This is a genomic window from Trichlorobacter sp., assembly GCF_034008105.1.
Lineage (GTDB): Bacteria > Desulfobacterota > Desulfuromonadia > Geobacterales > Pseudopelobacteraceae > Trichlorobacter.
The window spans coordinates 86,085-111,468 of sequence record NZ_JAVEPN010000004.1; the positions used below are offsets into that span (position 1 = coordinate 86,085).

The 25,384-nt window shown below is 59.8% G+C and carries 22 protein-coding genes; 16 read left to right on the forward strand and 6 right to left on the reverse strand.

Features of this window, described 5'->3' with window-relative positions:
* Positions 1 to 137: 137 nt before the first annotated feature.
* Positions 138 to 3,131, forward strand: coding sequence for a type I restriction endonuclease subunit R (locus RBQ93_RS03670; RefSeq protein WP_320370667.1), 2,994 nt, complete (start codon positions 138 to 140; stop codon positions 3,129 to 3,131).
* Here the strand turns inward: RBQ93_RS03670 and RBQ93_RS03675 are convergent.
* From RBQ93_RS03675 to RBQ93_RS03690, 4 genes are read right to left on the reverse strand one after another with little or no spacing between them, the layout of a single operon-like run.
* The gene (locus RBQ93_RS03675; protein ID WP_320370668.1) at positions 3,118 to 4,794 is read right to left on the reverse strand and encodes a ribonuclease J; all 1,677 of its coding nucleotides are present in this window, start codon (positions 4,792 to 4,794) and stop codon (positions 3,118 to 3,120) included. The two genes, RBQ93_RS03670 and RBQ93_RS03675, sit on opposite strands and share 14 nt — an antisense overlap.
* Positions 4,791 to 5,186: a hypothetical protein gene (locus RBQ93_RS03680; RefSeq protein WP_320370669.1), complete on the reverse strand. Its 396-nt coding sequence runs from the start codon at positions 5,184 to 5,186 to the stop codon at positions 4,791 to 4,793. The genes RBQ93_RS03675 and RBQ93_RS03680 overlap by 4 nt, the downstream gene beginning before the upstream one ends.
* A gap of 3 nt (positions 5,187 to 5,189) precedes the next feature.
* Positions 5,190 to 5,333: a hypothetical protein gene (locus tag RBQ93_RS03685; protein WP_320370670.1), complete on the reverse strand. Its 144-nt coding sequence runs from the start codon at positions 5,331 to 5,333 to the stop codon at positions 5,190 to 5,192.
* A 41-nt stretch (positions 5,334 to 5,374) separates the two neighbouring features.
* On the reverse strand, positions 5,375 to 6,091 hold the full coding sequence (locus tag RBQ93_RS03690; protein WP_320370671.1) for a lysophospholipid acyltransferase family protein: 717 nt from the start codon (positions 6,089 to 6,091) through the stop codon (positions 5,375 to 5,377).
* 150 nt (positions 6,092 to 6,241) lie between these two features.
* Here RBQ93_RS03690 and RBQ93_RS03695 point away from each other — a divergent pair, with 150 nt between their 5' ends.
* From RBQ93_RS03695 to RBQ93_RS03765, 15 genes are all read left to right on the forward strand, one after another.
* Positions 6,242 to 6,679, forward strand: a complete 438-nt coding sequence (locus RBQ93_RS03695) for a single-stranded DNA-binding protein (protein WP_320370672.1) — start codon at positions 6,242 to 6,244, stop codon at positions 6,677 to 6,679.
* A gap of 57 nt (positions 6,680 to 6,736) precedes the next feature.
* A complete protein-coding gene (locus tag RBQ93_RS03700; RefSeq protein WP_320370673.1) occupies positions 6,737 to 8,413 on the forward strand; it encodes an ABC transporter ATP-binding protein in 1,677 nt (558 codons plus the stop codon).
* A 101-nt stretch (positions 8,414 to 8,514) separates the two neighbouring features.
* Positions 8,515 to 8,931: a nucleoside-diphosphate kinase gene (gene ndk / locus RBQ93_RS03705; RefSeq protein WP_320370674.1), complete on the forward strand. Its 417-nt coding sequence runs from the start codon at positions 8,515 to 8,517 to the stop codon at positions 8,929 to 8,931.
* Positions 8,932 to 8,976: 45 nt separating this feature from the next.
* Positions 8,977 to 10,011: a 23S rRNA (adenine(2503)-C(2))-methyltransferase RlmN gene (gene rlmN / locus RBQ93_RS03710; protein ID WP_320370675.1), complete on the forward strand. Its 1,035-nt coding sequence runs from the start codon at positions 8,977 to 8,979 to the stop codon at positions 10,009 to 10,011.
* A 5-nt stretch (positions 10,012 to 10,016) separates the two neighbouring features.
* Positions 10,017 to 11,279 carry a PAS domain S-box protein gene (locus RBQ93_RS03715; protein WP_320370676.1) on the forward strand — a complete coding sequence of 421 codons (1,263 nt, stop codon included), beginning with the start codon at positions 10,017 to 10,019 and terminating at the stop codon, positions 11,277 to 11,279.
* 26 nt (positions 11,280 to 11,305) lie between these two features.
* Positions 11,306 to 12,169 (forward strand): S-methyl-5'-thioadenosine phosphorylase, encoded by an 864-nt coding sequence (gene mtnP, locus RBQ93_RS03720; RefSeq protein ID WP_320370677.1) that lies wholly within the window; start codon positions 11,306 to 11,308, stop codon positions 12,167 to 12,169.
* A 4-nt stretch (positions 12,170 to 12,173) separates the two neighbouring features.
* The gene (locus RBQ93_RS03725; RefSeq protein ID WP_320370678.1) at positions 12,174 to 13,094 is read left to right on the forward strand and encodes a PfkB family carbohydrate kinase; all 921 of its coding nucleotides are present in this window, start codon (positions 12,174 to 12,176) and stop codon (positions 13,092 to 13,094) included.
* Positions 13,095 to 13,179: 85 nt separating this feature from the next.
* Positions 13,180 to 13,923, forward strand: coding sequence for a tetratricopeptide repeat protein (locus RBQ93_RS03730; RefSeq protein WP_320370679.1), 744 nt, complete (start codon positions 13,180 to 13,182; stop codon positions 13,921 to 13,923).
* A gap of 8 nt (positions 13,924 to 13,931) precedes the next feature.
* The gene (locus RBQ93_RS03735; RefSeq protein WP_320370680.1) at positions 13,932 to 14,744 is read left to right on the forward strand and encodes a helix-turn-helix domain-containing protein; all 813 of its coding nucleotides are present in this window, start codon (positions 13,932 to 13,934) and stop codon (positions 14,742 to 14,744) included.
* 108 nt (positions 14,745 to 14,852) lie between these two features.
* Positions 14,853 to 15,254 carry a response regulator gene (locus tag RBQ93_RS03740; protein ID WP_320370681.1) on the forward strand — a complete coding sequence of 134 codons (402 nt, stop codon included), beginning with the start codon at positions 14,853 to 14,855 and terminating at the stop codon, positions 15,252 to 15,254.
* Entirely contained in the window at positions 15,251 to 15,703 is a 453-nt protein-coding gene (locus RBQ93_RS03745) for a universal stress protein (protein ID WP_320370682.1), read from the forward strand. Before RBQ93_RS03740 ends, RBQ93_RS03745 begins: the two co-directional genes overlap by 4 nt.
* 9 nt (positions 15,704 to 15,712) lie before the next feature.
* Positions 15,713 to 16,909 carry a response regulator gene (locus RBQ93_RS03750; protein ID WP_320370683.1) on the forward strand — a complete coding sequence of 399 codons (1,197 nt, stop codon included), beginning with the start codon at positions 15,713 to 15,715 and terminating at the stop codon, positions 16,907 to 16,909.
* Between the two features lie 7 nt (positions 16,910 to 16,916).
* Positions 16,917 to 17,336, forward strand: a complete 420-nt coding sequence (locus RBQ93_RS03755) for a two-component system response regulator (protein WP_320370684.1) — start codon at positions 16,917 to 16,919, stop codon at positions 17,334 to 17,336.
* Between the two features lie 3 nt (positions 17,337 to 17,339).
* Positions 17,340 to 18,914, forward strand: a complete 1,575-nt coding sequence (locus tag RBQ93_RS03760) for an NAD(P)/FAD-dependent oxidoreductase (RefSeq protein ID WP_320370685.1) — start codon at positions 17,340 to 17,342, stop codon at positions 18,912 to 18,914.
* A gap of 148 nt (positions 18,915 to 19,062) precedes the next feature.
* Positions 19,063 to 20,916, forward strand: coding sequence for an SLC13 family permease (locus RBQ93_RS03765; protein WP_413818352.1), 1,854 nt, complete (start codon positions 19,063 to 19,065; stop codon positions 20,914 to 20,916).
* Positions 20,917 to 20,936: 20 nt separating this feature from the next.
* Here RBQ93_RS03765 and RBQ93_RS03770 read toward each other — a convergent pair whose 3' ends face one another.
* Together RBQ93_RS03770 and glnE are read right to left on the reverse strand one after the other, a co-directional pair.
* The gene (locus RBQ93_RS03770; RefSeq protein WP_320370687.1) at positions 20,937 to 22,193 is read right to left on the reverse strand and encodes a glutamate-5-semialdehyde dehydrogenase; all 1,257 of its coding nucleotides are present in this window, start codon (positions 22,191 to 22,193) and stop codon (positions 20,937 to 20,939) included.
* Complete coding sequence (glnE, locus tag RBQ93_RS03775) at positions 22,190 to 25,384, reverse strand: bifunctional [glutamate--ammonia ligase]-adenylyl-L-tyrosine phosphorylase/[glutamate--ammonia-ligase] adenylyltransferase (RefSeq protein ID WP_320370688.1); 3,195 nt, start codon at positions 25,382 to 25,384, stop codon at positions 22,190 to 22,192. Before glnE ends, RBQ93_RS03770 begins: the two co-directional genes overlap by 4 nt.

Sequence of the window (25,384 nt, forward strand, 5' to 3'; positions counted from 1 at the left end):
TTTTTTTAGACATTTTTAGACATTTCTGGACTAGCGCCTAAAACGTGTTTAAGCAACGCAACCAACTGTTATATATGTATTTTTAAGTTTGGTAGTGGCATATATGCCCCGACCAAAACAAGAAGGAAGTATCAGAGATGACCAACCTCCATACCGAAAAGATCTTTGAAACAGCCATTATTGAATGCCTGGTAGAACAGGGCGGATACAGTCAGGGGGATGCTGACGACTACAGCGTTGAGTTGGGCATGTTCAAGGCAGATGTCATCAGCTTTATTCAGGCCACCCAGCCAGATAAATGGGCAAAACTGGAAGCGGTGCATGGTGCTGATTGCCCCAACAGGATTATTCAAAGGCTGTACAAAGAGCTTGATCTACGTGGTTGCCTTGACGTGCTGCGTAATGGCTTTGTTGATTACGGCATCAGGTTTCAGATGGCCTTTTTCAAGCCGGAATCCGGTCTGAACCCTGATACCCTGGCACTGTATGAAAAAAACAGTCTGAAGGTTGTCCGCCAACTCTACTACAGCGCAAAAAACAAAAACTCTGTTGATCTGGTGCTTGCCCTGAACGGTCTGCCGGTTGCCACGCTGGAGCTAAAGAACCACTTTACCGGCCAGACCGCAGCCAATGCCAGGCGGCAATATGCCCAGGATCGTGATAACCGTGAGCTTTTGTTTGCCTTCAAAAAACGGACTCTTGTCCATTTTGCTGTTGATCCTGATGAAGTGTATATGACCACCAGACTTAACGGCAGCAAGACCTACTGGCTGCCGTTTAACAAGGGTTGCAATAACGGGAAAGGGAACCCGGCGAATCCTGCCGGTTACAAGACATCCTACCTGTGGGAAGCTGTGCTGACCAAAGATAGCTGGCTTGAGATCATCCACCGCTTTGTCCACCTGCAAACAGAAGAGTACGAGTTTGACGGCGTTATGAAGAAAAGCGAGAAGATGATCTTTCCCCGCTATCATCAGCTTGATGCTGTCCGTAAACTGACTGCCGACGCCAGAGAGAGCGGTGCGGGTAAAAATTATCTGATCCAGCATTCAGCCGGTTCCGGCAAGAGTAATTCCATTGCCTGGCTGGCCTACCGGCTTTCCAGCCTGCACAATGCACAAGACCAGAGAATCTTTGACAGCGTGATTGTGGTAACAGACCGTAAGGTGCTTGATAACCAGCTTCAGAATACCATCTACCAGTTTGAGCACAAAACCGGCGTGGTGCAGAAGGTGGATAAAGACAGCTCCCAGCTTGCCACGGCCATCAGCTACGGCACTCATATCATCATTACCACCCTGCAGAAGTTCCCGTTTGTGATTGATAAGATTGGCGATCTGCCAGACCGCAGATACGCCGTTATCATTGACGAAGCCCATAGCTCCCAGGGGGGCGAGGCCAGCAAGAAGCTGAAAGAGGTGCTCTCTTCAAAATCCCTTGAGACTGCTGTTGATGATGATGCCGCTGAGTATGATGATGAAGATGAAATCAATGCAGAGGTTGAGAAATCATGTGCAGCACGGGGGCGGCAGAATAACATCTCGTTCTTTGCCTTTACCGCCACCCCCAAGTACAAGACCCTGGCTGTGTTTGGCTGCCTGAATGCAGAGGGTAAACCACAGCCGTTTCACCTGTATTCCATGCGTCAGGCCATTGAAGAGGGGTTCATTCTTGATGTGCTGGAAAACTACACGACATACGAATTGTACTTCAAGCTGACCAAGGCGATTGAGGATGATCCGCTACTCAACAAAAAGAAGGCAGCGCAGGCCATTGGCAAGTATGTATCACTGCACCCCCATAATCTTGCCCAGAAGACAGAAATCATCATTGAGCATTTCCGGCAGATCGTTGCAAAAAAGATAGGCGGCAGAGCCAAGGCGATGCTGGTCACCGGCTCACGGCTCCACGCCAAAAGGTACTTTGACGAGTTCAGACGCTACCTGAAGGCCAAGGAATATACCGACATCAAGGTGCTGGTGGCATTTTCCGGCAAGGTGGTTGACAACGACTTCCCGGAAGGTGTCTCTGAGCCTGCCTTGACCGGCTTTGGTGAACGAGAGCTGCCGGAGGTGTTTGATACTGATGAGTACAAGATCCTGATTGTTGCAGACAAGTACCAGACCGGATTTGACCAGCCGCTGCTGCATACCATGTATGTTGACAAGAAACTTTCCGGCGTAAAGGCAGTGCAGACGCTATCCCGCCTGAATCGCACCTGTCCGGGCAAGGATGATACCTTTGTGCTGGACTTTGTGAATGACCGGGAAACGATCCTTGCGTCATTCCAGCCATACTATGAAATAACCACCGTGGTGTCAGAGCCTGACCCGAACCACCTGTATGATCTGAAAGCAAAGCTGGATGAAAAACAGATTTACTGGCAGTCGGAGATTGAGGCGTTCTCCAGGGTTTATTTCAGGGATAGTCGCAGGCTGACGGTAAAAGACCAAGCTGCGTTATACGCACATATTGACCCGGCTGTTGATCGGTTCAAGGCCATTGAAAAAGAGGATGAAAAGGACGAGTTCAAGAAGAGTCTGCGTACCTGGACAAACCTCTATTCCTTCCTTGCCCAGATCATGCCGTTTACCGAGCCTGATTTTGAGAAGTTCTACGCCTTTGCAAAACTGCTGCAAACCAAGTTACCGAGGAAGGATTTGTCTGAAACCTTGCAGCTTGATGATGAAGTAGCCCTTGAATATTACCGTCTCCAGAAGATTGCAGACGGTAGCATTGAGCTGCAAAAGGATGAAGCCGGTGAGCTTGATGGTCTGACGGAAGCTGGTATCAAGCGGGCACAGGAAGAGAAGGCAGCGCTTTCCGAGATTATTGACCTCTTGAATGAACAGTTCGGCACTGAGTTTGAACAGGCCGACAAGCTGTTCTTTGACCAGATTGAGGCAGAACTTGTGGCAGATGAAACCCTGAAGACGCAGGCGCAGGCTAACAAGATTGATACCTTCAAGTATGCCTTTGAAGACCAGTTTCTGGGCAAGCTGATTGAACGGATGGATCAGAATCAGGAGATCTTTGAAAAGATTGTGGAGGACAAAGCCTTTGGTGGCCTTGTCCGGGAATGGATGATGAAAAAGGTGTATGCACGGCTGCAGGAACCTACATCTCCATGATGACCGGCAGAATCATCGGCCTACGCTCCACCGTCTTCTTGAAGAATCGCCGCAGTGCCTGACGCAACGCCTGGCGGACCTCGTCCGGCTCGCGCCGCATCTCGGCATTCAGTTCCTGCAGCGCCTCCTGAGCGGTCAGGCGGGCCTGCTCCAGATAATCCTGGCTCTCATCCTCGTAGACCACACCCCGGCTGACAATCTCCGGCCCGTAGATCAGGTCGCCGCTGGCCAGCCTGATGCCGACGATTGCCACCACCATGCCGTCCTCGGACAGTATGCGGCGGTCCTTGAGCACAATCTCACCCACATCCCCCACCCCCTTGCCGTCCACAAACACCCGGCCGGTCTCGATGGTTTCCTCGATGCAGGCGGTGTCGTTATAGAAGCAGACGACCTCGCCGTTGATCGCCAGCAGGCAGCGTTCCTCGGGGATGCCTACTTTGGCAGCCAGCCGGCGATGCAGCACCAGGTGGCGGTATTCGCCATGGATCGGCAGAAAGAAGCGAGGCTTGACGATGTTCATCAAGAGCTTCAATTCTTCCTGGCTGGCGTGTCCCGAGACATGCACCTCGGAGACCTTCTCGTGGTGTACCTCAGCCCCGCGGCGGTAGAGGTGGTTGATCAGCTCCGAGATGGTCCGTTCGTTGCCCGGAATCACCCGTGAGGAGAGGATTACCGTGTCGCCTTGTTCCAGTTTGATCTGCTTGTGGTCATCCATGGCGATCCGCACTAGGGCAGACATCGGCTCACCCTGGCTGCCGGTGGTGATCATGCAGACCTCGTTGCGGGGCATATCCGGCAGACACTTCAGGTCCATCAGCAGGTCGTCCGGTATGTTCAGATAGCCCAGTTCACGGGCGATCCGCACGTTGGCGATCATTGAACGCCCGTTCAGCAGCACCTTGCGGCCGGTGGCCGCCGCCACATCGGCCACCTGCTGCACCCGCTGGATGTTGCTTGAAAAAGCGGCCACAATGATCCGGCCCGCGCATTTGGGAAAGATGTCGGCCAGCGCCTCGCCCACGTAGCTTTCCGAGATGGTGTAGCCTTCACGCTCCACGTTGGTGGAGTCGGATAAGAGCGCCAGTACCCCTTGATCGCCGTAGCGGGCGAAGCTGGCCAGGTCGGTCAACTCGCCATCCACCGGGGTCTGGTCCAGCTTGAAATCGCCGGTATGGATCACGACCCCCTCCGGGGTACGAATCGCCAGGGCGCAGCCGTCCACCACCGAGTGGGAGACGCGGATGAATTCGGCGCTGAAGCAGCCCAGCGTGACCGTATCCCGCGGCTTGACCGGTCGCAGGTCAGCCCCGATCTTGTACTCTTTCAGTTTTTCGGCAACAAACCCCAAGGTCAGGGCCGTGCCGTAGACCGGCACCGGCAGTTCCTGCAGCACAAAGGGCAGCGCCCCGATATGGTCCTCGTGGCCGTGGGTCAGCAGGATGCCCCGCACGGATTCTGCCCGTTCGCGCAACCAGCTGATGTCAGGGATAACATAATCGACCCCCGGCATCTCGGCGTCGGGAAACATCAGGCCGCTATCCACCAGCAGGATGTCGTCGCCGCACTGATAGGCCATCATATTCATGCCGATCTCGCCCAGGCCACCCAGGGCAACGATGCGCAACGGCGAATGTGATGGTGCAGCTTGGTTGTCAGTCATGGTCGGTTTCCTTTGCGTAGCGGGGCCAATAGGGCAATTTTTGTGTCGCAGCGGCCGATCCAGTCTTCACCTGGCTGTATCAGCCAACGGGTGGCGTAGAAGGCGCTGCGCAGTGAACGGTAGGCGGCCAACGCCTGCTCAACATCGCGGCGCTGTTCGGCTGCCTCTCCCAGGGCCCAGATCCGCTGGGCGGAGCGTTCAACGGTGGCGGAAAAGGGCAGGTACATCCGGATGGCCGACTCGTAGCCGGTCAGGGCCACCATGACGTCACCGCGCTGTTCACCGGCATGCCCCTCCCGAAACTGGGCCTGCTGACGTTGCCAGACGTTGGCCCACAGCAGGCAACTGGTCAGTAGTATGATCAGCAGCGTGGTTACCACCGAGCGACGCATGGCTTACTCCCTGAAAAAATCGGGCAGCACCGTCAACAGTGCCCCCAGCATCAACAGGCCGACCCCAACCAGCACCAGCAGGGCGGCCAGACTGTTCCAGGGGGTCTTCAGGCGATGGCTGGCTGGCAGGCCCCAGGCGATTATCACCAGTCCCACCCCTGACAATAACAGGTAGTGCGGGGCAGTGATCACTGGCTGGCCAACCCGCGCGCAATGCTGGACTGCACCTCAGTCAGCAGGTGTTCCTCTACTGCGCTGCGCTTGATCCCTTCCGGCACGGCGATTGGCGGCTGGATTGCGATGTCGATGGTGCCGCCGTACAGCCGCAACGCGCCGCCGGGGTTGATCTGGAAACTGCCGTTGATGGTCACCGGTACCACCGGCACCCCGGCCCTGGCTGCCAGCAGAAAACCACCACGCTTAAACGGCAGCAGCCTGCCGTCGCGGGTGCGGGTCCCTTCGGGAAAGATGATCACGCTCTTGCCACCCCTGATCTGGCCGGCTGCCGCTTCCATGCTCTTCAGCGCCTGACGGCCATCGCCGCGGTCAAGCGGGATGTAACCGCCGTGGCGCATGGAGTGGCCGAAGATCGGGATATCGAACAGCTCTTTTTTGGCGATCCAGGACAGGGGGCGCGGAAAAAATCCCTGCAGCGCCAGGATATCAAAATTGCTGGCATGGTTGCTCATCACGACGATCGGGCCGTTCGGCAGCAGCTCGGCGCCGCTGACCTGCACCCGTACCCCGGCCAGCCAGATCCCCAGCCGACCCCAGAAACGGGCATGGGCAGCGTAGCTGCGGCCGCTATGATCAAACAGGCTGCAGATGATGGCGCTCAGGGCGATCGGGAAGGTGAGCGGAAAGAAGACCGCCATGAACAGGAAGGCGCGCAGGGTAGCGAACAAAATAAAGCACTCCTCGTGAAATTCCTGATGAGTTTTAACGGTTTTTGTCGGCCGGGTCAAGTCGTCCGGCAAACCGGTTGCAGGGTTGGTGGTGGTGATGCTATAAGAGGAACCCGCTGAAAGCACAGAGCGCACGCCAAGGAGGATACAATGGCCAGTCTGAATAAAGTGATGTTGATCGGCAACTTGGGCAAGGATCCGGAGGTCCGTTACACCGGTTCGGGCCAGGCGGTGGCCTCGTTTTCCCTGGCCACCAGCGAACGGTTCAAGAACAAGCAGAGCGGCGAGTGGGAAGAGAAGACCGAGTGGCATCGGGTGACCCTGTGGGGCAAGCAGGCCGAGGTGGCCGGCGAGTACCTGGCCAAGGGCAAGACCGTCTTTATCGAAGGCCGGTTGCAGACCCGCAAATGGACCGACCGCGACGGCAACGAAAAGTACACCACCGAGATCGTGGGCGAGCGGATGCAGATGCTGGGCGGCAAGGGTGACGGTGGCGGCGGTGGACGGCGCAGCGAGGCCGGCGGTGTAGCCGATACCACGGTCAGTTATGATGAGCCGCCGTTTCAGGATGACGACATCCCATTCTAGTCAGGTGTTATGCAGACACGTTCACCGTTAGCACACCTTCATACTCTGGCACCTTTTATGGTCGGGCTCCGATGGCGTTACGCCGTCGGGGCCTTTTTGCTGTTGCTGACCAACGGCTGTGCCCTATTGATCCCCTGGCTGCTCAAGCTGACGGTCGAGGGGCTCAGACAGCCGGGAAGCGCCAGCTTCAGCACCGGGCAATACGCGGCGGCGATGGCCGGACTGGCCCTGCTGCACTGCCTGGTACGGATCTGGTCCCGCACCACCATCCTGCATGCGGCGAGGATTGTGGAATTCAGGGTGCGCGAGGCGCTATTTCAACGGCTGCTGGCCTTGGATCTCTCCTTTTACAACCGCGAACGGACCGGCGATCTGCTGTCCCGTTTTAGCAATGATCTGGGCAACGTGCGGATGCTGGTCGGCTTCGGCAGCATGAGCCTGCTGAACACCGCTATCATCTATCTGGCAGCGGTCTGGCTGATGCTGCTGATCTCGCCCTGGCTGACCCTGGCGGCGGTGGGTCCGCTGCCGCTGATGGTGCTGCTGGTGCGACGTATCAGCGGGCGGGTGTTCAACCTGTCCCGCGAGGCCCAGGAGGAGCTGGCACGGCTGTCGTCACTGTCTGAAGAGAGCGTCTCGGCGGTGCGGCTGCTGAAAAGCTACTGTCGTGAACCGCATTTCGACCGTCTGTTTGAACAGACCTCCCGTGACTGCCTGGACAAGAACCTGGAACTGGCGCGGGTGCGAGGGCTGGTGATGCCGATCATGGTGGCCGCAACCGGCATCGGTACCCTGGCGGTACTGTTCATCGGCGGTCGCCAGGTGATCACCGGCACGATGTCACTGGGTGACTTTGTGGCCTTTTCCGGCTACCTGGCACTGTTGGCCTGGCCGACGGCGGTGATGGGCTGGATCCTGACCCTGCTGCAGCGGGGCGCCGCCTCCATGGGTCGCCTGAATGAACTGCTGACCGCCACACCGCTGTTGGAGACGGACGCTGAACAGACTGCCACCTTCCAGCAGAGCCTCGAGCTGCGCCAGCTTTCGTTCAGCTACGGTGACCGGCCGGTGCTGCAGCAGGTCTGCTGCAGCATCCGTCCCGGCGAGCGGCTGGGCGTAACCGGTACGGTGGGCAGCGGCAAGACCACGCTGCTGCGAGTCCTGGCCCGCTTGTTGCCGGTGGCGCCGGGTCAGTTCCTGATGGATGGTCGCGACGTCAACCAGCTTTCGCTGGCTTCGGTGCGTGGTTTAACCGGTTATCTGCCCCAGGAGGCCTTTCTCTTCTCGCGCAGTATTCAAGAAAACATCGCCTATGGCGGTGACGGTGATGCCTTGCGTGGGGCGGAGCAGGCCGGCCTGACCTCTGACCTGAACGGCTTTGCCCAAGGCCTGGCGACCCTGGTCGGCGAACGGGGGGTGACCCTGTCCGGCGGCCAGCGGCAGCGGGTGGCCCTGGCCCGTGCCTTGGTGCGGCAGCCAGCCCTGCTGCTGCTGGACGACCCGCTGGCCAGCGTTGATGCCGGCAAAGAAGATGAGATACTGGATGCCCTTGCCGCCAACTGGCACGACAAGACCGTGGTGCTGGTATCGCAGCGTCTGTCGGCCTTTCGGGATTGTCAGCGGGTGCTGGTGCTTGATGAGGGGCGGATTGTGGAGCAAGGTTCGCCAGCGGAACTGCTTCAGCGGGGCGGCCGTTATGCCCAACTGGCCCGCCTGCAGGGCAAGGTGTCGTAATTTTGTCGACACCCTCACATCACCCCGCAATACATTGACATTTCCTGCCTCACATGCTACTGAAACCGTTCATTAAACTTGAATTCAGCAAGGAGAACAGTATGGAACGCACCTTTGCCATTATCAAGCCTGACGCCGTCGAGCGGGGCCTGGCCGGCCAGATCCTGAGCCGCATCGAAGAAAAAGGCTTCAAGATCGTCGGCATGAAGAAGATTCAACTCAGCCTGTCCCAGGCCCAGGGCTTTTACTATGTCCACAAGGAACGCCCCTTCTTCAACGACCTGTGCAGCTTCATGTCCCGCAGCCCGGTGGTGGTGCTCTGTCTGGAGAAGGAAAATGCCATCGCCGACTGGCGCACCCTGATGGGGGCCACCAACCCGGCCAACGCCGAGCCAGGCACCATCCGCAAGGACTTCGCCAAGAACATCGAAGAGAACTCGGCCCACGGCTCCGATGCCCCGGAAACCGCCGCCTTTGAGATTCCCTACTTCTTCAGCGCCCTTGAGCTGGTGGGCTAACGAGAACCATCGGAGGCCCTTCCAACCACGGAAGGGCCTTTTTTTATGCACAAAACCGACCTCAAAAATCTGACCCTGGAGGGGTTGATCCAGTTCCTGGCGGGCCAGGGCAAGGAGCGCTACCGCGCCACCCAGCTCTTTAAATGGCTCTATCAGCAGGATGCCGCCAGCTTCGAGGAGATGACCAACCTCTCCAAGGCGCTGCGGGAAGAGCTGGCAACGACGGCCTGTATCAGCAGCCTGGAACCGGAAGCGGTGGAGATCGGCAACGACGGCACCCGCAAGTATCTGTTTCGACTGGAAGACGGCAATGCGGTGGAGAGCGTGCTGATTCCGGACGAGGATCGCAATACGCTCTGTATCTCCACCCAGGCCGGCTGTGCCATGCAGTGCGCCTTCTGTCTGACCGGCACCTTCAAGCTGACCCGCAACCTGACCACGGCCGAGATCGTCAACCAGATCCTGGCGGTGAAACGGGACGTGGAGGTGCGTAACATCGTACTGATGGGCATGGGCGAGCCGCTGCACAACCTGGAAAACGTGATCGCCGCCCTCAAGATCATGGTCAACGACAACGGGCTCAAGCTCTCCAGCCGACGGGTGACGGTCTCCACCTGCGGACTGGTGCCGGAACTGGAACGGTTGGGACGGGAAGTGACCGTCAACCTGGCCGTCTCCCTGAACGCCACCACCGACGAGCTGCGGGACCGGATCATGCCGGTCAACAAGCGCTACCCGATTGCCACCCTGCTGGCGGCCCTCAAGAAGTTCCCGCTGCCGGGACGCCGCAAGATAACCATCGAGTATGTGCTGCTGGGGGGCCTGAACGATACGCCGGAGGAGGCCAAACGGCTGGTGCGTCTGCTTTCGGATATCCCCTGCAAGATCAACCTGATACCGTTCAACCCCCACGAGGGAGCCGACTTCAGACCACCCACCAGGGCGGCGCTGGACGCCTTCCACAAATTCCTGCTGGACCGACACTTCACGGTCATTACCCGTGACAGCCGGGGCAGCGACATCTCGGCCGCCTGTGGTCAACTTAAGGGCCGCCTTGAGCCAAAGACCGGTCAGGAGTAGCTGCCATGCCACTGCTCAGCCAGGATCGCTTTCGACTGTTGGTAGAAAATAGTATCGAAGTCATCTGGCTGACTGATCTGGAGCTGCAGCTGGCCTACATCAGCCCTGCCGTGACCGGCACCCTGGGTTATGAAGCGGACAGCCTGGCGGGCCGCTGTCTACTGGATCTGCTGGCGCCTTCCTCCCGTGAGTTCGCCGCAGCCCGGCTGTTGAGCCATATCACTGACCGGGAAACACTGAAAAAACCTTTACCCCGGCTGTTGGAACTGAAGATGAGCCATGCCTCCGGCCGCACCGTGCATGCCGAAGTCAGCATCAATCTGGTGCGGGGGTCAGATGGCACGCCAATCGGCTTTCAGGGCGCGATCCGGGACGTTTCGGACCGGACACGGATCGATGAACGGATGTGGCGCAACGAGCGCGACTACCGCGAGATGGTGGAACGGACCAACAGCTTTATCCTGCGTTGGTCGCCGGACGGCATCATCACCTTTGCCAATGCCTACACCTGCGAATTTTTCGGCTTTCTGCCCGAAGAACTGGTGGGGCGGCATCTGGTGGGGACCATCGTGCCGGAAAGCGGCAGCGCCGGCCAGAATCTGCGCATGCTGATCAACGAAATCGGCAACAATCCTGAGGCTTTTCCCAGTGCTGAGCATGAAAATTGCCGCTGGGACGGCAGCCGGGTCTGGATCTCCTGGGCCAATGCACCAGCCTATAACAACAAGGGGCAGTTGATCGAGATCCTGAGCGTCGGTCATGACGTCTCAGAGCGCCGTCAGCGGGAGCAACAGCTGGCCTACCTGACGGTCAACGATCCGATGACCGGCCTCTACAACCGGGCCTACTATGACACCGAACTGGACCGGATCAGCCGCGGCCGCAGGTTTCCGGTCAGCGTGGTGATCGCCTCGCTGGACAACCTGCAACAGGTCAACGACCTTGAGGGGCGCGAGGCCGGTGACCTGCTGCTGATGAAGACCACCCGCCTGCTGCGTGAGGCCTTCAGGCCCGAAGACCTGGTGGCCCGCACCGGCGGTGACGGCTTTGCGATCATCCTGCCCGGCTTGGATGAGCAACAGACCGCTGCCTGTCTGGTCCGCTTTCGCAACCAGCTGGCCAGCGCCTCCCAAAACGAACCAGAGGTCTTTCTCTGCCTGGGAGCCGGCACGGCCCATACCGCCAGCGAGCTGCAGCGGGCCCAGCGGGAGGCCGCGGCATCCATGGCGGCCGAAAAGCAGCTGCGCAAAAAACAGCGCGAACCGTAAAACGATACAGCAGGGGGAGACAGGGCATGATCGGCGTGATCGGCGGCAGCGGCTTATACGAGATGGAAGGGTTGGAACAGGTGGAACGGGTCCGGCTGCAGACCCCCTTTGGTGACCCTTCAGACGAGTTCATTACCGGCAACCTGAGCGGTGTGCCGATGGTCTTTCTGCCCCGTCACGGTCGCGGCCATCGCTACCTGCCCTCCGAGGTCAACTACCGGGCCAACATCTACGCCATGAAGCTGTTGGGGGTGGAGCGGATCATCTCGGTCTCGGCTGTAGGCAGCCTGAAGGAGGCGATCGTGCCGGGACACATCGTGATCCCGGACCAGTTCATCGACCGCACCAAAGGGTTGCGCAAGGATACCTTCTTTGGCGACGGCGTAGTGGCCCATGTCGGTTTCGGCGACCCGACCTGCAGCTGCCTCTCCGACGTCCTGATGCGTTCAGCCCTGGCAGCCGGGGCCACGGTACACCGTGGCGGCACCTACATCTGCATGGAAGGGCCGGCCTTTTCGACCCGGGCCGAATCGTTCATGTACCGCAGCTTGGGGGGCGACATCATCGGTATGACCAACCTGACCGAGGCCAAGCTGGCCCGCGAGGCTGAGATCTGCTACGGCGTGATCGCCCTTTCCACCGACTACGACTGCTGGCATGATTCACATGAGACTGTCAGCGTTGATGCCATCCTGGCCGTGATGCACCAGAATGTGACCATGGCCAAGCAGATCATCCGGCTGGCTGCCGCCGAGGCACTGGCAACACGCGGCTGCGGCTGCGGCAGCGCCCTGCAGTACGCCATCGTCACCGACCGCGGCCTGATCCCGAACGAAACCGCGCAAAAGCTGGACCCGATTATCGGCAAGTATCTGAAAAAAGGAGCGTAACCTGATGGGTATCGTCGTTGTCGGCACCGTGGCCTTTGATACCGTTGAGACCCCCTTTGGCAAGGGAGAAAACGTGCTGGGTGGCTCGGCCACCTATTTTTCCACCTCGGCCAGTTTTTTCAGCGATGTCTCGCTGGTGGCAGTGGTGGGGGAGGACTTTCCAGAAGAGCATCTGCAGTTCCTGCGCTCGCGGGAGATCGATCTGCAGGGTCTGCAACGCCTGCCGGGCAAGACCTTCCACTGGACCGGCAAGTACGGCTATGACCTGAACGAGGCCCAGACCCTGGACACCCAGCTGAATGTACTGATGGATTTCAAACCGCAGCTGCCTGAGACCTATTGCGACACCGACGTGTTGTTCCTGGCCAACATCGACCCTGAACTGCAGCTGGAGGTGCTGGATCAGGTCAAAAGTCCCCGCCTGGTGGCCTGCGACAGCATGAACTTCTGGATATCCTCCAAGCCGGCCGCCCTGAAAGAGGTTATCAAGCGGGTGGATATCGTGATCATCAACGAGGGTGAGGCCCGCATGCTGACCGGCGAACCGAACCTGATCAAGGCTGCCCGCCAGATCATCGCTCTGGGCTGCAAACGACTGGTGGTCAAGCGCGGCGAATACGGCGTGCTGATGTTCACCAGCGATTCGGTCTTTGCCGCACCGGCCTACCCGCTGGAGGAGGTCTTCGACCCCACCGGAGCTGGCGACACCTTTGCCGGCGGCTTCATCGGCTATCTGGCCAACACCGGCGACCTCAGCGAAGAAGGAATCCGTCAGGCCCTGGTGTTCGGCTCGGTGATGGCCTCCTTCAACGTTGAGGATTTCAGCCTTGAACGCTTGAAGCGGCTTGACTATCAGGAGATCGAGACCCGTTATCGCAGCTTCCGGCAGCTGACCACCTTCCGCGACCTGTCGACAAACGGCTAAATCACGGGCCTGATTGACAACCATGCCGCCTTTTGCTACCTTTTGCCTGCCGTTTCGCACGGTTATCCCGTCTAGGAGGGATTGCATGCTTCGAACCATGCTGTTGCTGGCCCTGGCACTGCCCCTGCTGCTAAACGGGTGCACCACCACTTCACCCACCGGAAAAACCGCCTCGTACCACCTGCAGATGGGCGCCATGCACCTGGGAGAGCGCAACTACACCTCGGCCCTGCAGGAGCTGCTGGAGGCAGAAAAGCTCGAAGACGATAACCCGGAGCTGCTCTACAACCTTGGCCTGGCCTATCTGGGCAAGCGTCGACCCGACCTGGCCGAGCCAAAATTTCTGAGGGCGATCAGCCTCAAACCCAACTACTCTACGGCCCGCAACGACCTGGGCGTGACCTACATGGAGCTTAAGCGCTGGGATCAGGCCATTCAGCAATTCAAGCTGGTAAAGGATGACCTGCTCTACGAGCAGCACGACAGTGCCGTGATCAATCTGGGGCTGGCCTACCTGGGCAAGGGTGACTACGATAAGGCCCTGGACGAGCTCAACGATGTGCGGGCATCCAACCCCCGCAGCCCGGTGGTGCGGGTTGCCATCGGTCGCGTGCTGGCTGCCCAGGGAAAGACCGACCAGTCGATCACTGAATTTCGCAAGGCACTTGACTACTACCCCGACTACCCCATGGCCCACTACCATCTAGGCTTGAGCCTGATGAAGAGCGATCTGGTGGCAGCCCGCCATGCCTTCAAGGAAGTGGTGCGGCTGGCCCCCGATGCAGAGATCAGCCGGAGTGCACAGGAGTATCTGGAACTGCTCAAGTAGGAGCCAACATGGAACCAGACAACGCTGTTCAGGATACCGAGACAACGCCTCAGACCCCTGGTCCAATCCTGCGTAAGCGCCGCGAGCTGCGCGGCATAAGCATTGTTGATGCCTCAGAGGCCACCAAGATCGGTAAAAACTACCTGCGGGCACTGGAAGAAGACCGTCATCAGGGGTTCACTAGCCCGGCCTATCTCAAGGGGTTCCTGCGGACCTACGCCAACCATCTCGGCCTCGATGCCGATGATCTGCTCAGTCTGATCGAACCTGAGCAAACCGAAGAACATTCCGCCGCCAGCATCGCGCTGGAGGAGCAGCTTCAGCGGAGCCGCTTCACCTGGCAGCGTCTGCTTCTGCCGGCGGCACTGCTGGCGATCATCATCATGGTGGCGTTGCTGATGCGTCCTGCGGATCAGCCGACACCGCCGCCTGTGCCACCCGTTGCGACGCCAACGCCGGCACCAGCGGTTCAGCCTCAGCTCTCCAGCGCACAGCAGCTGCCGCTACCCCCACCGGGCGATGCTGCCAGCACCGACCCGGCCACAACGGTTGCACCACCCCCTGTACAGAGTGGTGTTACCCTGCGGATCAAGGCACTACGCAAGGGCAGCCTGCTGATCACCCTGGACACCGTCACCACCCAGGATTACGACCTGACGGCCGGCGACCTGATTGAATGGCGTGCCGACCGCAGCATCTACCTGGAACTGAACGACCCAGGCAGCGTGGAATTGGAGGTGAATGGCAGACCGTACCGGCCGTCTGTTCAAAACGGTGCATCGCTTTCACTTTCCCTCACCGAACAGGGCGTAACGCCCTGAGCATACCGACGCGAGAAACTGCCGCCTAACGACTGCTACCGGCGCCGCCTTGACAGCCCCTGACTCCGTGCTAGACTTGCACCACGTACCAAGCGAACGGAGTCAGGTGTGGCCAAAGCACAAAAACGGATACTGGTGGTTGACGACGAGGAAAATACTCGCCTGGCCCTGACGCGGCTGCTGGCCCGCGAGGGATATGACGTCAAGACCGCCGCCAACGGCAGCGAGGCGTTAAACCAGATCCGCATCCAACCGGTGGAACTGGTCATCACCGACCTGAATATGCCGGTCATGAACGGCCTGACCTTTCTGCGGGAACTGAACCGCGAACAGCCGGCCAGCAACGTGATCATGATCACCGCCTTCGGTGAGGTGGAATCGTACCTTGAGGCGCTTAATCTGGGTGCCTTTGAATACCTGAACAAGCCGGTCAAGCTGGATGAACTGAAAAAGGTGATGCGCAAGATGTTTCACGAACCGGCCGGCACCAGTGAGGAGGGAATGTTATGAAACCATTTACAAAGATTCTGGTGGCCACCGATTTTTCAGACTGCTCGGTGGAGGCCTGTGCCTATGCCCTGACCCTGGCCCGCAAGTTTGACGCCTCGCTGCAGATCGTGCATGTCATCAACGAACCGGTTGACCTGCGTGGTTTTTATGTGCCTCACATCTCCTTCGACCAACTGGAAAAAGAGATCGCCGACGGCGCCGTCAGCATGCTGGACAGTTTCTGCAAAGAGAACCTCCCTGATTTCAGCAATTTCACCACCACGGTCGTCAGTGGTGTCCCCTACGAAGAGATTACCCGCACCGCTCAGGAACAGGATGCCTCGCTGATCGTGATCGGCACCCACGGTCGCAGCGGCCTCGACCACCTGATCTTCGGCAGTACTGCCGAGCGGGTGGTGCGCAGCGCACCCTGCCCGGTCCTGACCATCCGCCTCGCCAGCAGCAACTAGCGTACCTGCATGCCACTCGATACCGCCGATGGCCCAGCGCCGCTGGGCAAGATCGTCGTTGTTGACGATGATCCTGCCATCCTTGAACTGGTAAGCCTGCTGCTGGCCCGGCGCGGCTATCAGGTGCTGACCGCTACCGACTCACAGACCGCCCTCAGTCTGGTCGCATCCGAGCGCCCCGAACTGGTGCTGATGGACTACATGCTGCCGGACAGCAACGGGCTGACCACCCTGCGTACCCTGCGGGACCAGTTCCCCGACAGCTACGTGATCATGTTCTCCGGCCAAGGCAGCGAAGAGATCGTTGTCGAACTGATGAAGGCCGGCGCGGCCGAATACCTGCTCAAACCGTTCAACAATCGCACACTGGTGGAGCGGGTCGACGGTGTGCTGCGGCTGCGCGAGATCGAACAGGCCAATCGTGCCTTACAAATCGAGCGGGAACGACTGCTGCTGGAGATTGAGGCCTGGAACCGTGAGCTGCAGGAACGGGTGCGCGAAAAGACCGAGGCCCTGCAGCGGGCCCAGACCGAGATCACCCAGACCGAAAAACTGGCCGCACTGGGCTACCTGTCGGCCGGCATGGCCCACGAAATCCGCAATCCGCTCAATTCGATCTCCCTCTTCACCCAGCTTCTGAAGCAGGGGGCCCAGGATGAGGAGCAGCAGGAGTACCTGGATAAGGTGATGAAAGAGGTCGACCGAATTGATGGTATCATCCGCCGCCTGGTGGATGCCGCTGGACGCAGCCGGACTGTCCAGCCAGCTGTTCAGGTACTTGATATAATCCAGACCGCACTTGAGATCTTCAAACCCCAGATAGAAAGCCACCACATCATGGTTTCTCTGGAGTGCAACCAGCCGCTGCCGACGCTCAAGGCCGACCCGGCTGAACTGGAGCAGATCTTTACCAACCTGTTCCAGAACGCCCTGCAAGAGATGACCCACGGCGGCCAACTGGCGATCGCCATCACCACTGCCGACAACCAGATCGTCGTCAGGGTCAGGGATACCGGCAAAGGGATTCCGGCTGAGCTGCAGGAAAAGGTGTTCGAGCCGTTCTTCACCACCAAAAACCGTGGCACCGGCATCGGCCTGCCGGTGGTGCGTCGCATTGCCCGGCTCTATCACGGCGACGTAACCATCGAAGAGACCTCGGCCAACGGCACCATCTTCCGGGTCTGTTTCCCGGCTCTGCAAGGGTAGTAACCGGATGAGCACTACGCCAACCACTACAGTCCTGCTGATCGACGATGATCCCTTTTTTCTGCGGGTACTGAGCAGCACCTTCCGCCAGAGCGGCTACACCGTCTTCACGGCCCATGACGGCATTGAGGGGATCAAGCTCTATCTGGACAAGCTGCCGCAGGTGGTGATCAGCGACCTGATCATGCCGCGCCTGGGGGGCGTCAGCACCTGCAAGGAGATTCGCCGCCTCGCCTTGGAACGGGGCGATCAGGAGCCGATCATCATCCTTTTGACCTCCATGATCCATGAAGCGCCCCACCAGCACGAGGTACCCGACATGGGCGCCCGCTACCACATCCCCAAATCCAGCCCGGCACTGGATATCGTGATCCTGGTGGAACAACTGTTGGAACAACGCCAATCACCTCACCACGATCCGGCCTGAACCATGCCCTTTATCCTGCGAAACCTGGCCCTGCGTCCCGGTGATGACGAAGGACGACTGCCGTTGCTGGCCGCCACTGCCTGCGGGCTGTCACCGGATGCCCTGCTCGATTTCCGTATCCTGCGCAAAGGGGTTGATGCCCGCAAAAAGCCCAGGGTACTGCTGGTCTACAGCGTACGTTTCAGCCTGGCCGACGAGGATCTGTTCTGGTCGCAACAACCAGGAATACCGAACCTGGAACGGCTCGTTCCTGAAGCTGCGCCCGTTTTTTGCACACCCCGCCGTCGAGAGCCGGTGCTGGTGGTCGGCATGGGGCCGGCCGGGCTGTTCTGCGCCCTTCGGCTGGCCGCCCACGGCATGAGCGCCACCGTCATTGAGCGGGGACAGCCGGTGGAGCAGCGGGTGCGGGATGTGGCCAGTTTCTGGCAGCACGGCACGCTGGACCCGGAGAGCAACGTCCAGTTTGGTGAAGGCGGGGCCGGCACCTTTTCCGACGGCAAACTGACCTGCCGGCTGCGGGACCCCAACACCGCCTGGGTGCTGGAGCAGCTGGTCCGCTTCGGCGCACCGCCCGAGATCCGCTACCAGGCCAAACCCCATGTCGGCACCGACCAGCTGCGCCGCGTGGTGGCCGCTGTCCGTGGCGAGTTACAACGCCAGGGCTGCGAGATCCGCTTTGCCACCCGCCTGACCGGCCTGGAAAGCCAGGCAGGCCGGCTGACCGCCGCTCGCTGCAACGACCGGGAGCAGCTTGCCTGTCAGCATCTGGTGCTGGCCATCGGTCACAGCGCCCGCGATACCTATGCCGCGCTGGCCGGCCACAAGCTCATGCTGGAGCCCAAGCCGTTCGCCATCGGGCTGCGGGTGGAACACCCCCAGCAGCTGATCGACCGGATTCAGTACGGCCGTCCCCACCCGGCCCTGCCCAAGGCCGACTACGCCCTGACCTACAACAACGACCTAACTGGCCGCAGCTGTTATTCTTTCTGTATGTGTCCCGGCGGCGTGGTGATCGCCAGTTCTTCAGAGGCGGGCATGGTGGTAACCAACGGCATGAGCAACCTGGGCAGGGATTCAGGGCTGGCCAACAGCGCCCTGGTGGTCAACGTCAGGCCGGAAGACTTCGACGCGAGCGACCCGCTGGCCGGGGTGCGCTTCCAACAACACTGGGAGCGGCTGGCCTTTGAGGCCGGCGGCGGCAGCTACCGGGCGCCGGGCCAAAACCTGCTGACCTTTCTGGGCCAGGGTGGCGGCCGGCATGCCTCCAGCTACCGGCCCGGCATCGTGGCAGCCGACCTGGCAAGCGTGCTGCCCGACTATGTTACCGCCACGTTGCGGGAAGGGATTGTCTTGTTTGGCAGGAAGATGAAGGGCTTTGTGACCGCCGAGGCCACCCTGACCGGGGTGGAGACCCGCACCTCGGCGCCGCTGCGGATTATGCGCGACGACCAACTGCAGGCCCCCGGCCTGCGGGGACTCTACCCCTGCGGCGAGGGGGCCGGCTATGCCGGCGGCATCATGTCGGCCGCCCTGGACGGGGTACGGATTGCCGACAAGATAGCGGAACAACTGCAATAACGAGCCATACCGCAGGTCGTGGGTGTGCCCTGCGCAGCCACTATGTCCAAGGGCCAGCCGCTGCAGGCACATGCCATAAACCGCCGATTCGACTGACCAGCGTTCGCGGCAAAGAGGTCGCACCAGGGGGAAAGCCTTGCACCTACCGATGATTATTACACTGACCATACTGGCAATCTCCTCTATTCTGTTCATATCCGGGAAGATCCGTTCAGATCTTGTTGCCATCAGTGCATTGATTTTACTCATGCTGTTGGGGATTCTGACGCCGGGCGAAGCACTGTCCGGATTTTCCAGTTCAATCGTTATCATGATGGTTGGATTGTTCATTGTGGGAGGTGGGATATTTCAGACCGGCCTGGCCAAGCTGGTGAGCAGTAAACTGCTGAAACTCTCGGGCAGAAACGAGACAACACTGCTGATAACCGTGATGCTCGTAACTGCAGCATTCGGTACCATGGTGAGTAACACCGGCACGGTTGCCGTGATGATGCCGATTGTGGTCAGCCTGGCAATGAGCGCACAGATCAATCCTGGCAGACTGTTGATGCCCCTGGCCTTTGCAAGCAGTTTCGGCGGTATCATGACACTCATCGGCACACCGCCCAACCTGGTGATTCAAGACACGCTGACGCACGCAGGATACGAGAAACTCTCCTTTTTCTCCTTTACGCCGATCGGTCTGGTGGGGTTAGGTGTGGGGATTGTCAGCCTGCTCTTTTTACGCAGGTTCCTGCCAAAGAACGAGGCGGGCACGAGCAGGAAGCCAAACCAAAGCTCACCACAGGAGCTTGCCCGCAAATACCAGCTGGCGGACAACCTGTTCAGGGCGATAGTGGGAACAGATTCCCCGGTTAGATCAAAGACGCTTGCTGAACTGGATATCTCCGACCAATTCGGGTTGAGCGTGATCGAAATCCGCCGCAAAACATCTGCAAAAGATCAATTCCTCAAGACTATCAATCAGGAGATTGCCGGGCCATGCACCTTGATGGAAGAAGGGGATATTCTGTATATCAACGGCACATTTGATCAGGTGCAGCCGTTTGCAGAAAAGTATGGCCTGGTACTGCTGGACAAGTGCGTTCAGGAGGATAGACAGCCAAGGGGCACGAAGCAGTATGCAACCGCAGAGGTCGGCATTGCCGAGGTCATGCTGACCCCCAACTCGACCCTGATCAATCAGCCGGTCAGGTCTTCGGGCTTTCGTGAGAAATATCGGGTAAATATCCTGGGGATACAGCGGAAGGACGACCTCTTGCTGCATAACCTGAAGGCGGAGAAGATGCGCTTTGGCGACGCCTTGCTGGTCCAGGGCACGTGGGAGGATATTGGCCTGCTTGCTGCTGAGCAGGCTGATGTTGTTGTGCTGGGCCAGCCGGTCGAAGAGGCGCGCAAGGTTACCATGGACAACAAAGCACCGATTGCCGCATGGATCATGCTGCTCATGGTGATCCTGCTGGTCAGCGAACTTATCCCATCGGTTGTCTCGGTCATGGTCGCCGCAGTTCTGATGGTAGTGTTGGGCTGCGTGCGGAATATGGAGGAGGCATACAAGACCGTCAACTGGGAGAGCATTGTATTGATCGGCGGCATGATCCCCATGTCCATAGCCATTGAAAAGACCGGCGCAGCCGAGATGCTGACCAATAGTTTGGTCAATTCACTGGGCAGTTACGGGCCGACCGCGCTGCTTGTCGGTGTATATGCTACGACTTCGGTGCTTACGCTGTTTATCAGCAACACCGCCTGTGCGGTATTATTCGCCCCCATTGCGCTGACTTCGGCAGTTCAGCTTGGCGTCAGCCCCTACCCCTATCTGTTTGCCGTATCTATCGGAGCCAGCATGTGCTTCGCCTCGCCATTTTCAACCCCGCCCAACGCGCTTGTCATGTCTGCCGGCCGTTACAAGTTCATTCACTATATTAAAGTAGGTCTGCCGCTCCAGTTCGTCATGGGTGTGGTCATGATCATGGTACTGCCTCTATTTTTCCCGTTTTAAAACCCTCTGTTCTACGCCTGCTACCCCCGCACCTGCCCGTCGCCATAGACGATAAACTTCGTCGTCGTCAGATCCTCCAGCCCCATCGGACCGAAGGAATGCAGCTTGGTGGTAGAGATGCCGATCTCGGCCCCCAACCCCAGCTGGCCGCCGTCGTTAAAGCGGGTCGAGGCATTCACCAGCACGCAGGACGAGTTGACCTCGCGGATAAAACGCTGGGCATTGCCATAATCACTGGTAATGATCGCCTCGCTGTGCAGCGAACCGTAGCGGTTGATATGGGCGATGGCCGCGTCCATGTCGGCCACCACCTTGCAGGCCAGGATCAACTCCAGGTACTCGGCGGCCCAATCCTCGTCCGTGGCCGCTTTGGCCTGGGGCGCATACTGCCTGAACGCCTCGTCCCCCCGCAGCTCAACCCCCGCCTCAGCCAAGGCCTTGGCGATCGGCGGTATGCAGCGTGCCGCCGCATCCCGATGCACCAGCAGGGTCTCCAGGGCGTTGCAGACGCCGGGCCGCTGGGTCTTGGCGTTCACAATGATTCGGCTGGCCATCTCGACATCGGCCGAGGCATCCACAAAGGCGTGGCAAACCCCCTTGTAATGCTTGATGACCGGAATTCTGGAGTTTTCTACTACAAAACGGATCAGACTCTCGCCACCGCGGGGGATGATCAGGTCGATCAGCTCCTCCTGCTTGAGCATCTCCAGCACCCCTTCCCGCTCAATAAACGGGATCAGCGACAGGGCCGCCTCGGGGATAGTGAGCTGCCGCATTACCCCCTGCAGGATAGCGGCGATGGCCCGGTTGGAGTGGATCGCCTCGGATCCGCCCCGCAGGACCACGGCGTTGCCGGACTTCAGACACAGCGCCGCGGCATCGGCGGTCACGTTGGGCCGCGATTCGTAGACGATGCCGATCACCCCCAGCGGAATCCGCATCTTGCCCACCATGATCCCGTTGGGCCGCTTCCACATTTTAGTCACTTCACCGACCGGGTCAGGCAGAGCCGCTACCTCGCGCAAGGCGTCGGCCATGGCCCTGACCCGCGTGTCGTTCAGCATCAAGCGGTCCAGCATGGCCTCCGACAACCCCTTTTCGCGGCCGCTGGCCAGATCCTTGGCGTTTTCCGCTATCAGATGCGTCGCACCTGCCTCCAGACCATGGGCCATCTGCAGCAGCATCTCGTTCTTGGCGCTGGTGGAAAGCCGGGCCAGGGCAAAGGATGCCTGACGGGCATTATGGGCAATGGTGGCAACCTGTTCGGCAATGGTCATGGTGTTGTCTCCTCAGTCGGTATCGCATCGGCACGCTCACCCAGGGTTCGCTCGTAGACGTCGCGGATCGCCTCGGTGGTGGTCTCATAATCCTGCATCAGGGCCTGGCCGGGGTGGCGCAGCTTGGGATCATAGCCCAGCCGGCGGGCCAGCTTGTCCAGGTAGCGCTGGTCGCCGGCCAGGTCGTTGATCGAATGGTCATGCAGCAGCCGCAACCGGTTCTCCAGCTTACGCAGGAACTTGTAGCCGTTGATCAGGGTGTCGGCGTCGTTGCTGCTCATTAGTCCGCAACTACGGGCCCCCTTCAGCACGGCCACGGTGTTGTGGTTACGCAGGTCAGGCTGTTGGCAGCCGTGGCGCAGCTGCAGGTATTGGGCGATGAACTCCACATCCACCATCCCGCCGCGGCCGGTCTTGATGTTGTAGCTGCCTGCACTCTCTTTGGCGATCTCGTTCTCCATCCGCATCCGCAGGCGGTGGATCTCACGCCGCCCTTCGTCGTCAAGGGAGCTGCCAAAGACCGACTGCCGCACCACGGCAGCGATCTTGTCTGCCAGCACCAGATCACCGAGCACCACCCGCGCCTTGGTCAGGGCCTGACGCTCCCAGGTCTGGGCCTCGCTGCGATGGTAGCCTAAGAACGATTCCAGGGAGGTGACCAGCGGCCCGGCATTACCGGAGGGCCGTAGCCGGGTATCCAGCTTGTAGACGTACCCCTCGCGGGTCTGGGTGGAGAGTACCAAAATAAGTTTCTGGGCCAGCTTGGCAAAGTATTCATGGTTGCTGATCTGTTTGTCGCCGTTGGTCTCCCCCTGGTGGTCGTAGATGAAGATGATGTCCAGGTCGGAGTGGTAATTCAGCTCGCCGCCCCCCAGCTTGCCCATGCCGATGATCGCCAGATGGGCCTGCTGGCAGCCTGCACCGTTCTTCCAACAGGGACGGCCAAAGCGGGACAACTCACCAGCGGCAATCTGGTAGGCTGCCTCCAGGCAGACCTCGGCCAGGCCGCTCAACTGGGCAGCGATGCTGCCCTGGCCAAGCTTACCGTGAATGTCGTTCAGGCCGATCCGCAGGAACTCCTCGTTACGGTAACGCCGCAGCACGTCCAGCTGTTCCTCAAAATCTTCGGCCTGCTGCAGCAGACTGGCCAGCTCCTCATGCATCACCTCGCGCGGCTTCTCCATCGAGGCGTAGGTGCGGGCCACCATGCTCTCCAAAAGCTCAGGGTGGCTGATCAGTATCTTGGACAGGAACTCGGAGGTGCCGAACAGGGTGGCCAACAGACGCAGGGTTTCCTTGTTCTCGGCCAGCAGGGCGTAAAACGAGGAGCGGCCCGCCACCACCGCCAGGAACCGGTCGGCATTGCCCAGGGCCATGTCCGGGTCAGGCGATTCCAGCAGGTACTGCAAGAGCGGCGGCGCGATCTGGGCCAGCACCCGCCGGCTACGCTCGGTGATGTTGCCCCGCACCTTGCCGCCCCGCAGCAGGTTCAGGTTGTCGAAGGCCCGGTCCACATCCTCCAGCCGTCGTTCCGCCAGCAGGTCCTTGACCAGATCAGGGTCGGCCTTGGTGTCCAGCAGGCAGAGCACCTCCGGCGGCACCGCCTGTTGCAACTGCTCGTCACGGCTATGGAACAGCCCGCCGTAAATGGCCGAAACCCGTCCGCGATGCCCTTCGAGGGTCTCGGTAAAACGCTCAAGACCGTTATCCCGCAGAAAACCGCAGCGCCGGGCCAGGGCCTTCAGCTCCTCGGGGCTGGTGGGCAGGCTGTGGGTCTGGCGCTCCTGCACCACCTGAATGCGGTGCTCGACGGTGCGCAGGAAGCGGTAGGCCTCACTCAACTGGCGGCTATCATCCTCGCTGATGATGCGGGCCTCGTGCAATAACTGCAACGCCTTGAGCGAGTTCCGTTCACGCAGACGGGGGGTTTTGCCGGCATAGACCAGCTGCAGGGCCTGGATAAAGAACTCGATCTCGCGGATGCCGCCCCGCCCCAGCTTAAGGTTGAGCTCTCCTTCCCGGTTGCGGGCCAGGGAGGCGTCGATCTTCTGCTTCATCAGCTTCATATCCTCGATCAGGTTATAATCGAGGTATTTGCGGTAGATGAAGGGCGACAACAGCTGCAGCAACTGCTCGCCCAGCTCCAGCGATCCGGCCACCGGCCGGGCCTTGAGCATGGCGGTCCGCTCCCAGGACTGGCCCCACGACTCATAGTACACCTCGGCTGAGCGCAGCGAGACCGCCATATCGCCCGACTTGCCCTCGGGCCGCAACCCCACATCCACCCGGAACACAAAACCGTCTTCGGTGACCTGATGCAGCGCTTTGGTAACCTGTTCGGCCAGCTTGTTGAAAAAGGCGTGCAGCGACACCACGCCCTTGCGGCCGCCTCGGCCATCGTCGATGCCGCTGGTTTCTCCCTTGTCCGACTCATAGAAGTAGATGATGTCGATATCGGAAGAAAAATTCAGCTCCTGGCCGCCGAGCTTGCCCATGCCGATGATAGTCATCTCGGTGGCACGGCTGCCGTGGTCGCTGGTCATCAGCGGTTCGCCATGCTCCCGCACCAGCAGCCGGCGACAGGTCTCATAGGCCACCTGCAGCGCAACCGCCGCCAGATCTGACAGCTCGCGGGTCACCTCTTCCAGCGAGGCCAGGCCGCACAGGTCGCGGGCGGCGATCCGCAGGATCTCGGCCCGCTTGAAGCAACGCAGGGCCTTCATCAGGACTGCCAGGTCGGCGTCATTAGGCAGCGCCTGGCGCAGGGCGGCCAGCTGTTCGTCGTAGCTGCGAGGCTGGTCCAGTTGCTGGTCCAGCAGCAGACGGGACAACAGGCCGGGCGACTTGTAGATCAGGTTGACCAGAAAGGGGGAGGAACCGCACAGCAACAGGGCCTGGCCCAACCGCTTGCGGTTCTTGAGCAAGGCTGCCATCGTCTCCGGCTCAAGCACCCCGGCCAGCCGTTCGAAGCCGTTCAACGCCAGGTCGGGCGAAGGGGCGTGCAGCGCAGCCAGGCTGATCTTGAGCAGACTTTCCACCGAAAAACCGGCCTGCAGCAGCAGCAGGTTGGTGGCCGAACGGCCACCATAGGCAAAGCCGGAGGCCTCCAGCAGGTCGGCCAGCCCTTGCTCACGGGATGGTTCGTCCAGGGCCAGCAGCCAGGAAAAACGATGTTCAAACCGTCCAGGCAT

What these genes read in the sequence shown, in the direction of transcription:
- RBQ93_RS03670 (WP_320370667.1), top strand. Translation starts at nt 138, where the DNA reads ATGACCAACCTCCATACCGAAAAGATCTTTGAAACAGCCATTATTGAA.
- RBQ93_RS03675 (WP_320370668.1), bottom strand. Translation starts at nt 4,794, where the DNA reads ATGACTGACAACCAAGCTGCACCATCACATTCGCCGTTGCGCATCGTT.
- RBQ93_RS03680 (WP_320370669.1), bottom strand. Translation starts at nt 5,186, where the DNA reads ATGCGTCGCTCGGTGGTAACCACGCTGCTGATCATACTACTGACCAGT.
- RBQ93_RS03695 (WP_320370672.1), top strand. Translation starts at nt 6,242, where the DNA reads ATGGCCAGTCTGAATAAAGTGATGTTGATCGGCAACTTGGGCAAGGAT.
- RBQ93_RS03700 (WP_320370673.1), top strand. Translation starts at nt 6,737, where the DNA reads ATGGTCGGGCTCCGATGGCGTTACGCCGTCGGGGCCTTTTTGCTGTTG.
- ndk (WP_320370674.1), top strand. Translation starts at nt 8,515, where the DNA reads ATGGAACGCACCTTTGCCATTATCAAGCCTGACGCCGTCGAGCGGGGC.
- rlmN (WP_320370675.1), top strand. Translation starts at nt 8,977, where the DNA reads ATGCACAAAACCGACCTCAAAAATCTGACCCTGGAGGGGTTGATCCAG.
- RBQ93_RS03715 (WP_320370676.1), top strand. Translation starts at nt 10,017, where the DNA reads ATGCCACTGCTCAGCCAGGATCGCTTTCGACTGTTGGTAGAAAATAGT.
- mtnP (WP_320370677.1), top strand. Translation starts at nt 11,306, where the DNA reads ATGATCGGCGTGATCGGCGGCAGCGGCTTATACGAGATGGAAGGGTTG.
- RBQ93_RS03725 (WP_320370678.1), top strand. Translation starts at nt 12,174, where the DNA reads ATGGGTATCGTCGTTGTCGGCACCGTGGCCTTTGATACCGTTGAGACC.
- RBQ93_RS03730 (WP_320370679.1), top strand. Translation starts at nt 13,180, where the DNA reads ATGCTTCGAACCATGCTGTTGCTGGCCCTGGCACTGCCCCTGCTGCTA.
- RBQ93_RS03735 (WP_320370680.1), top strand. Translation starts at nt 13,932, where the DNA reads ATGGAACCAGACAACGCTGTTCAGGATACCGAGACAACGCCTCAGACC.
- RBQ93_RS03745 (WP_320370682.1), top strand. Translation starts at nt 15,251, where the DNA reads ATGAAACCATTTACAAAGATTCTGGTGGCCACCGATTTTTCAGACTGC.
- RBQ93_RS03750 (WP_320370683.1), top strand. Translation starts at nt 15,713, where the DNA reads ATGCCACTCGATACCGCCGATGGCCCAGCGCCGCTGGGCAAGATCGTC.
- RBQ93_RS03755 (WP_320370684.1), top strand. Translation starts at nt 16,917, where the DNA reads ATGAGCACTACGCCAACCACTACAGTCCTGCTGATCGACGATGATCCC.
- RBQ93_RS03760 (WP_320370685.1), top strand. Translation starts at nt 17,340, where the DNA reads ATGCCCTTTATCCTGCGAAACCTGGCCCTGCGTCCCGGTGATGACGAA.
- RBQ93_RS03765 (WP_413818352.1), top strand. Translation starts at nt 19,063, where the DNA reads ATGATTATTACACTGACCATACTGGCAATCTCCTCTATTCTGTTCATA.
- RBQ93_RS03770 (WP_320370687.1), bottom strand. Translation starts at nt 22,193, where the DNA reads ATGACCATTGCCGAACAGGTTGCCACCATTGCCCATAATGCCCGTCAG.
- glnE (WP_320370688.1), bottom strand. Translation starts at nt 25,384, where the DNA reads ATGCCTGGACGGTTTGAACATCGTTTTTCCTGGCTGCTGGCCCTGGAC.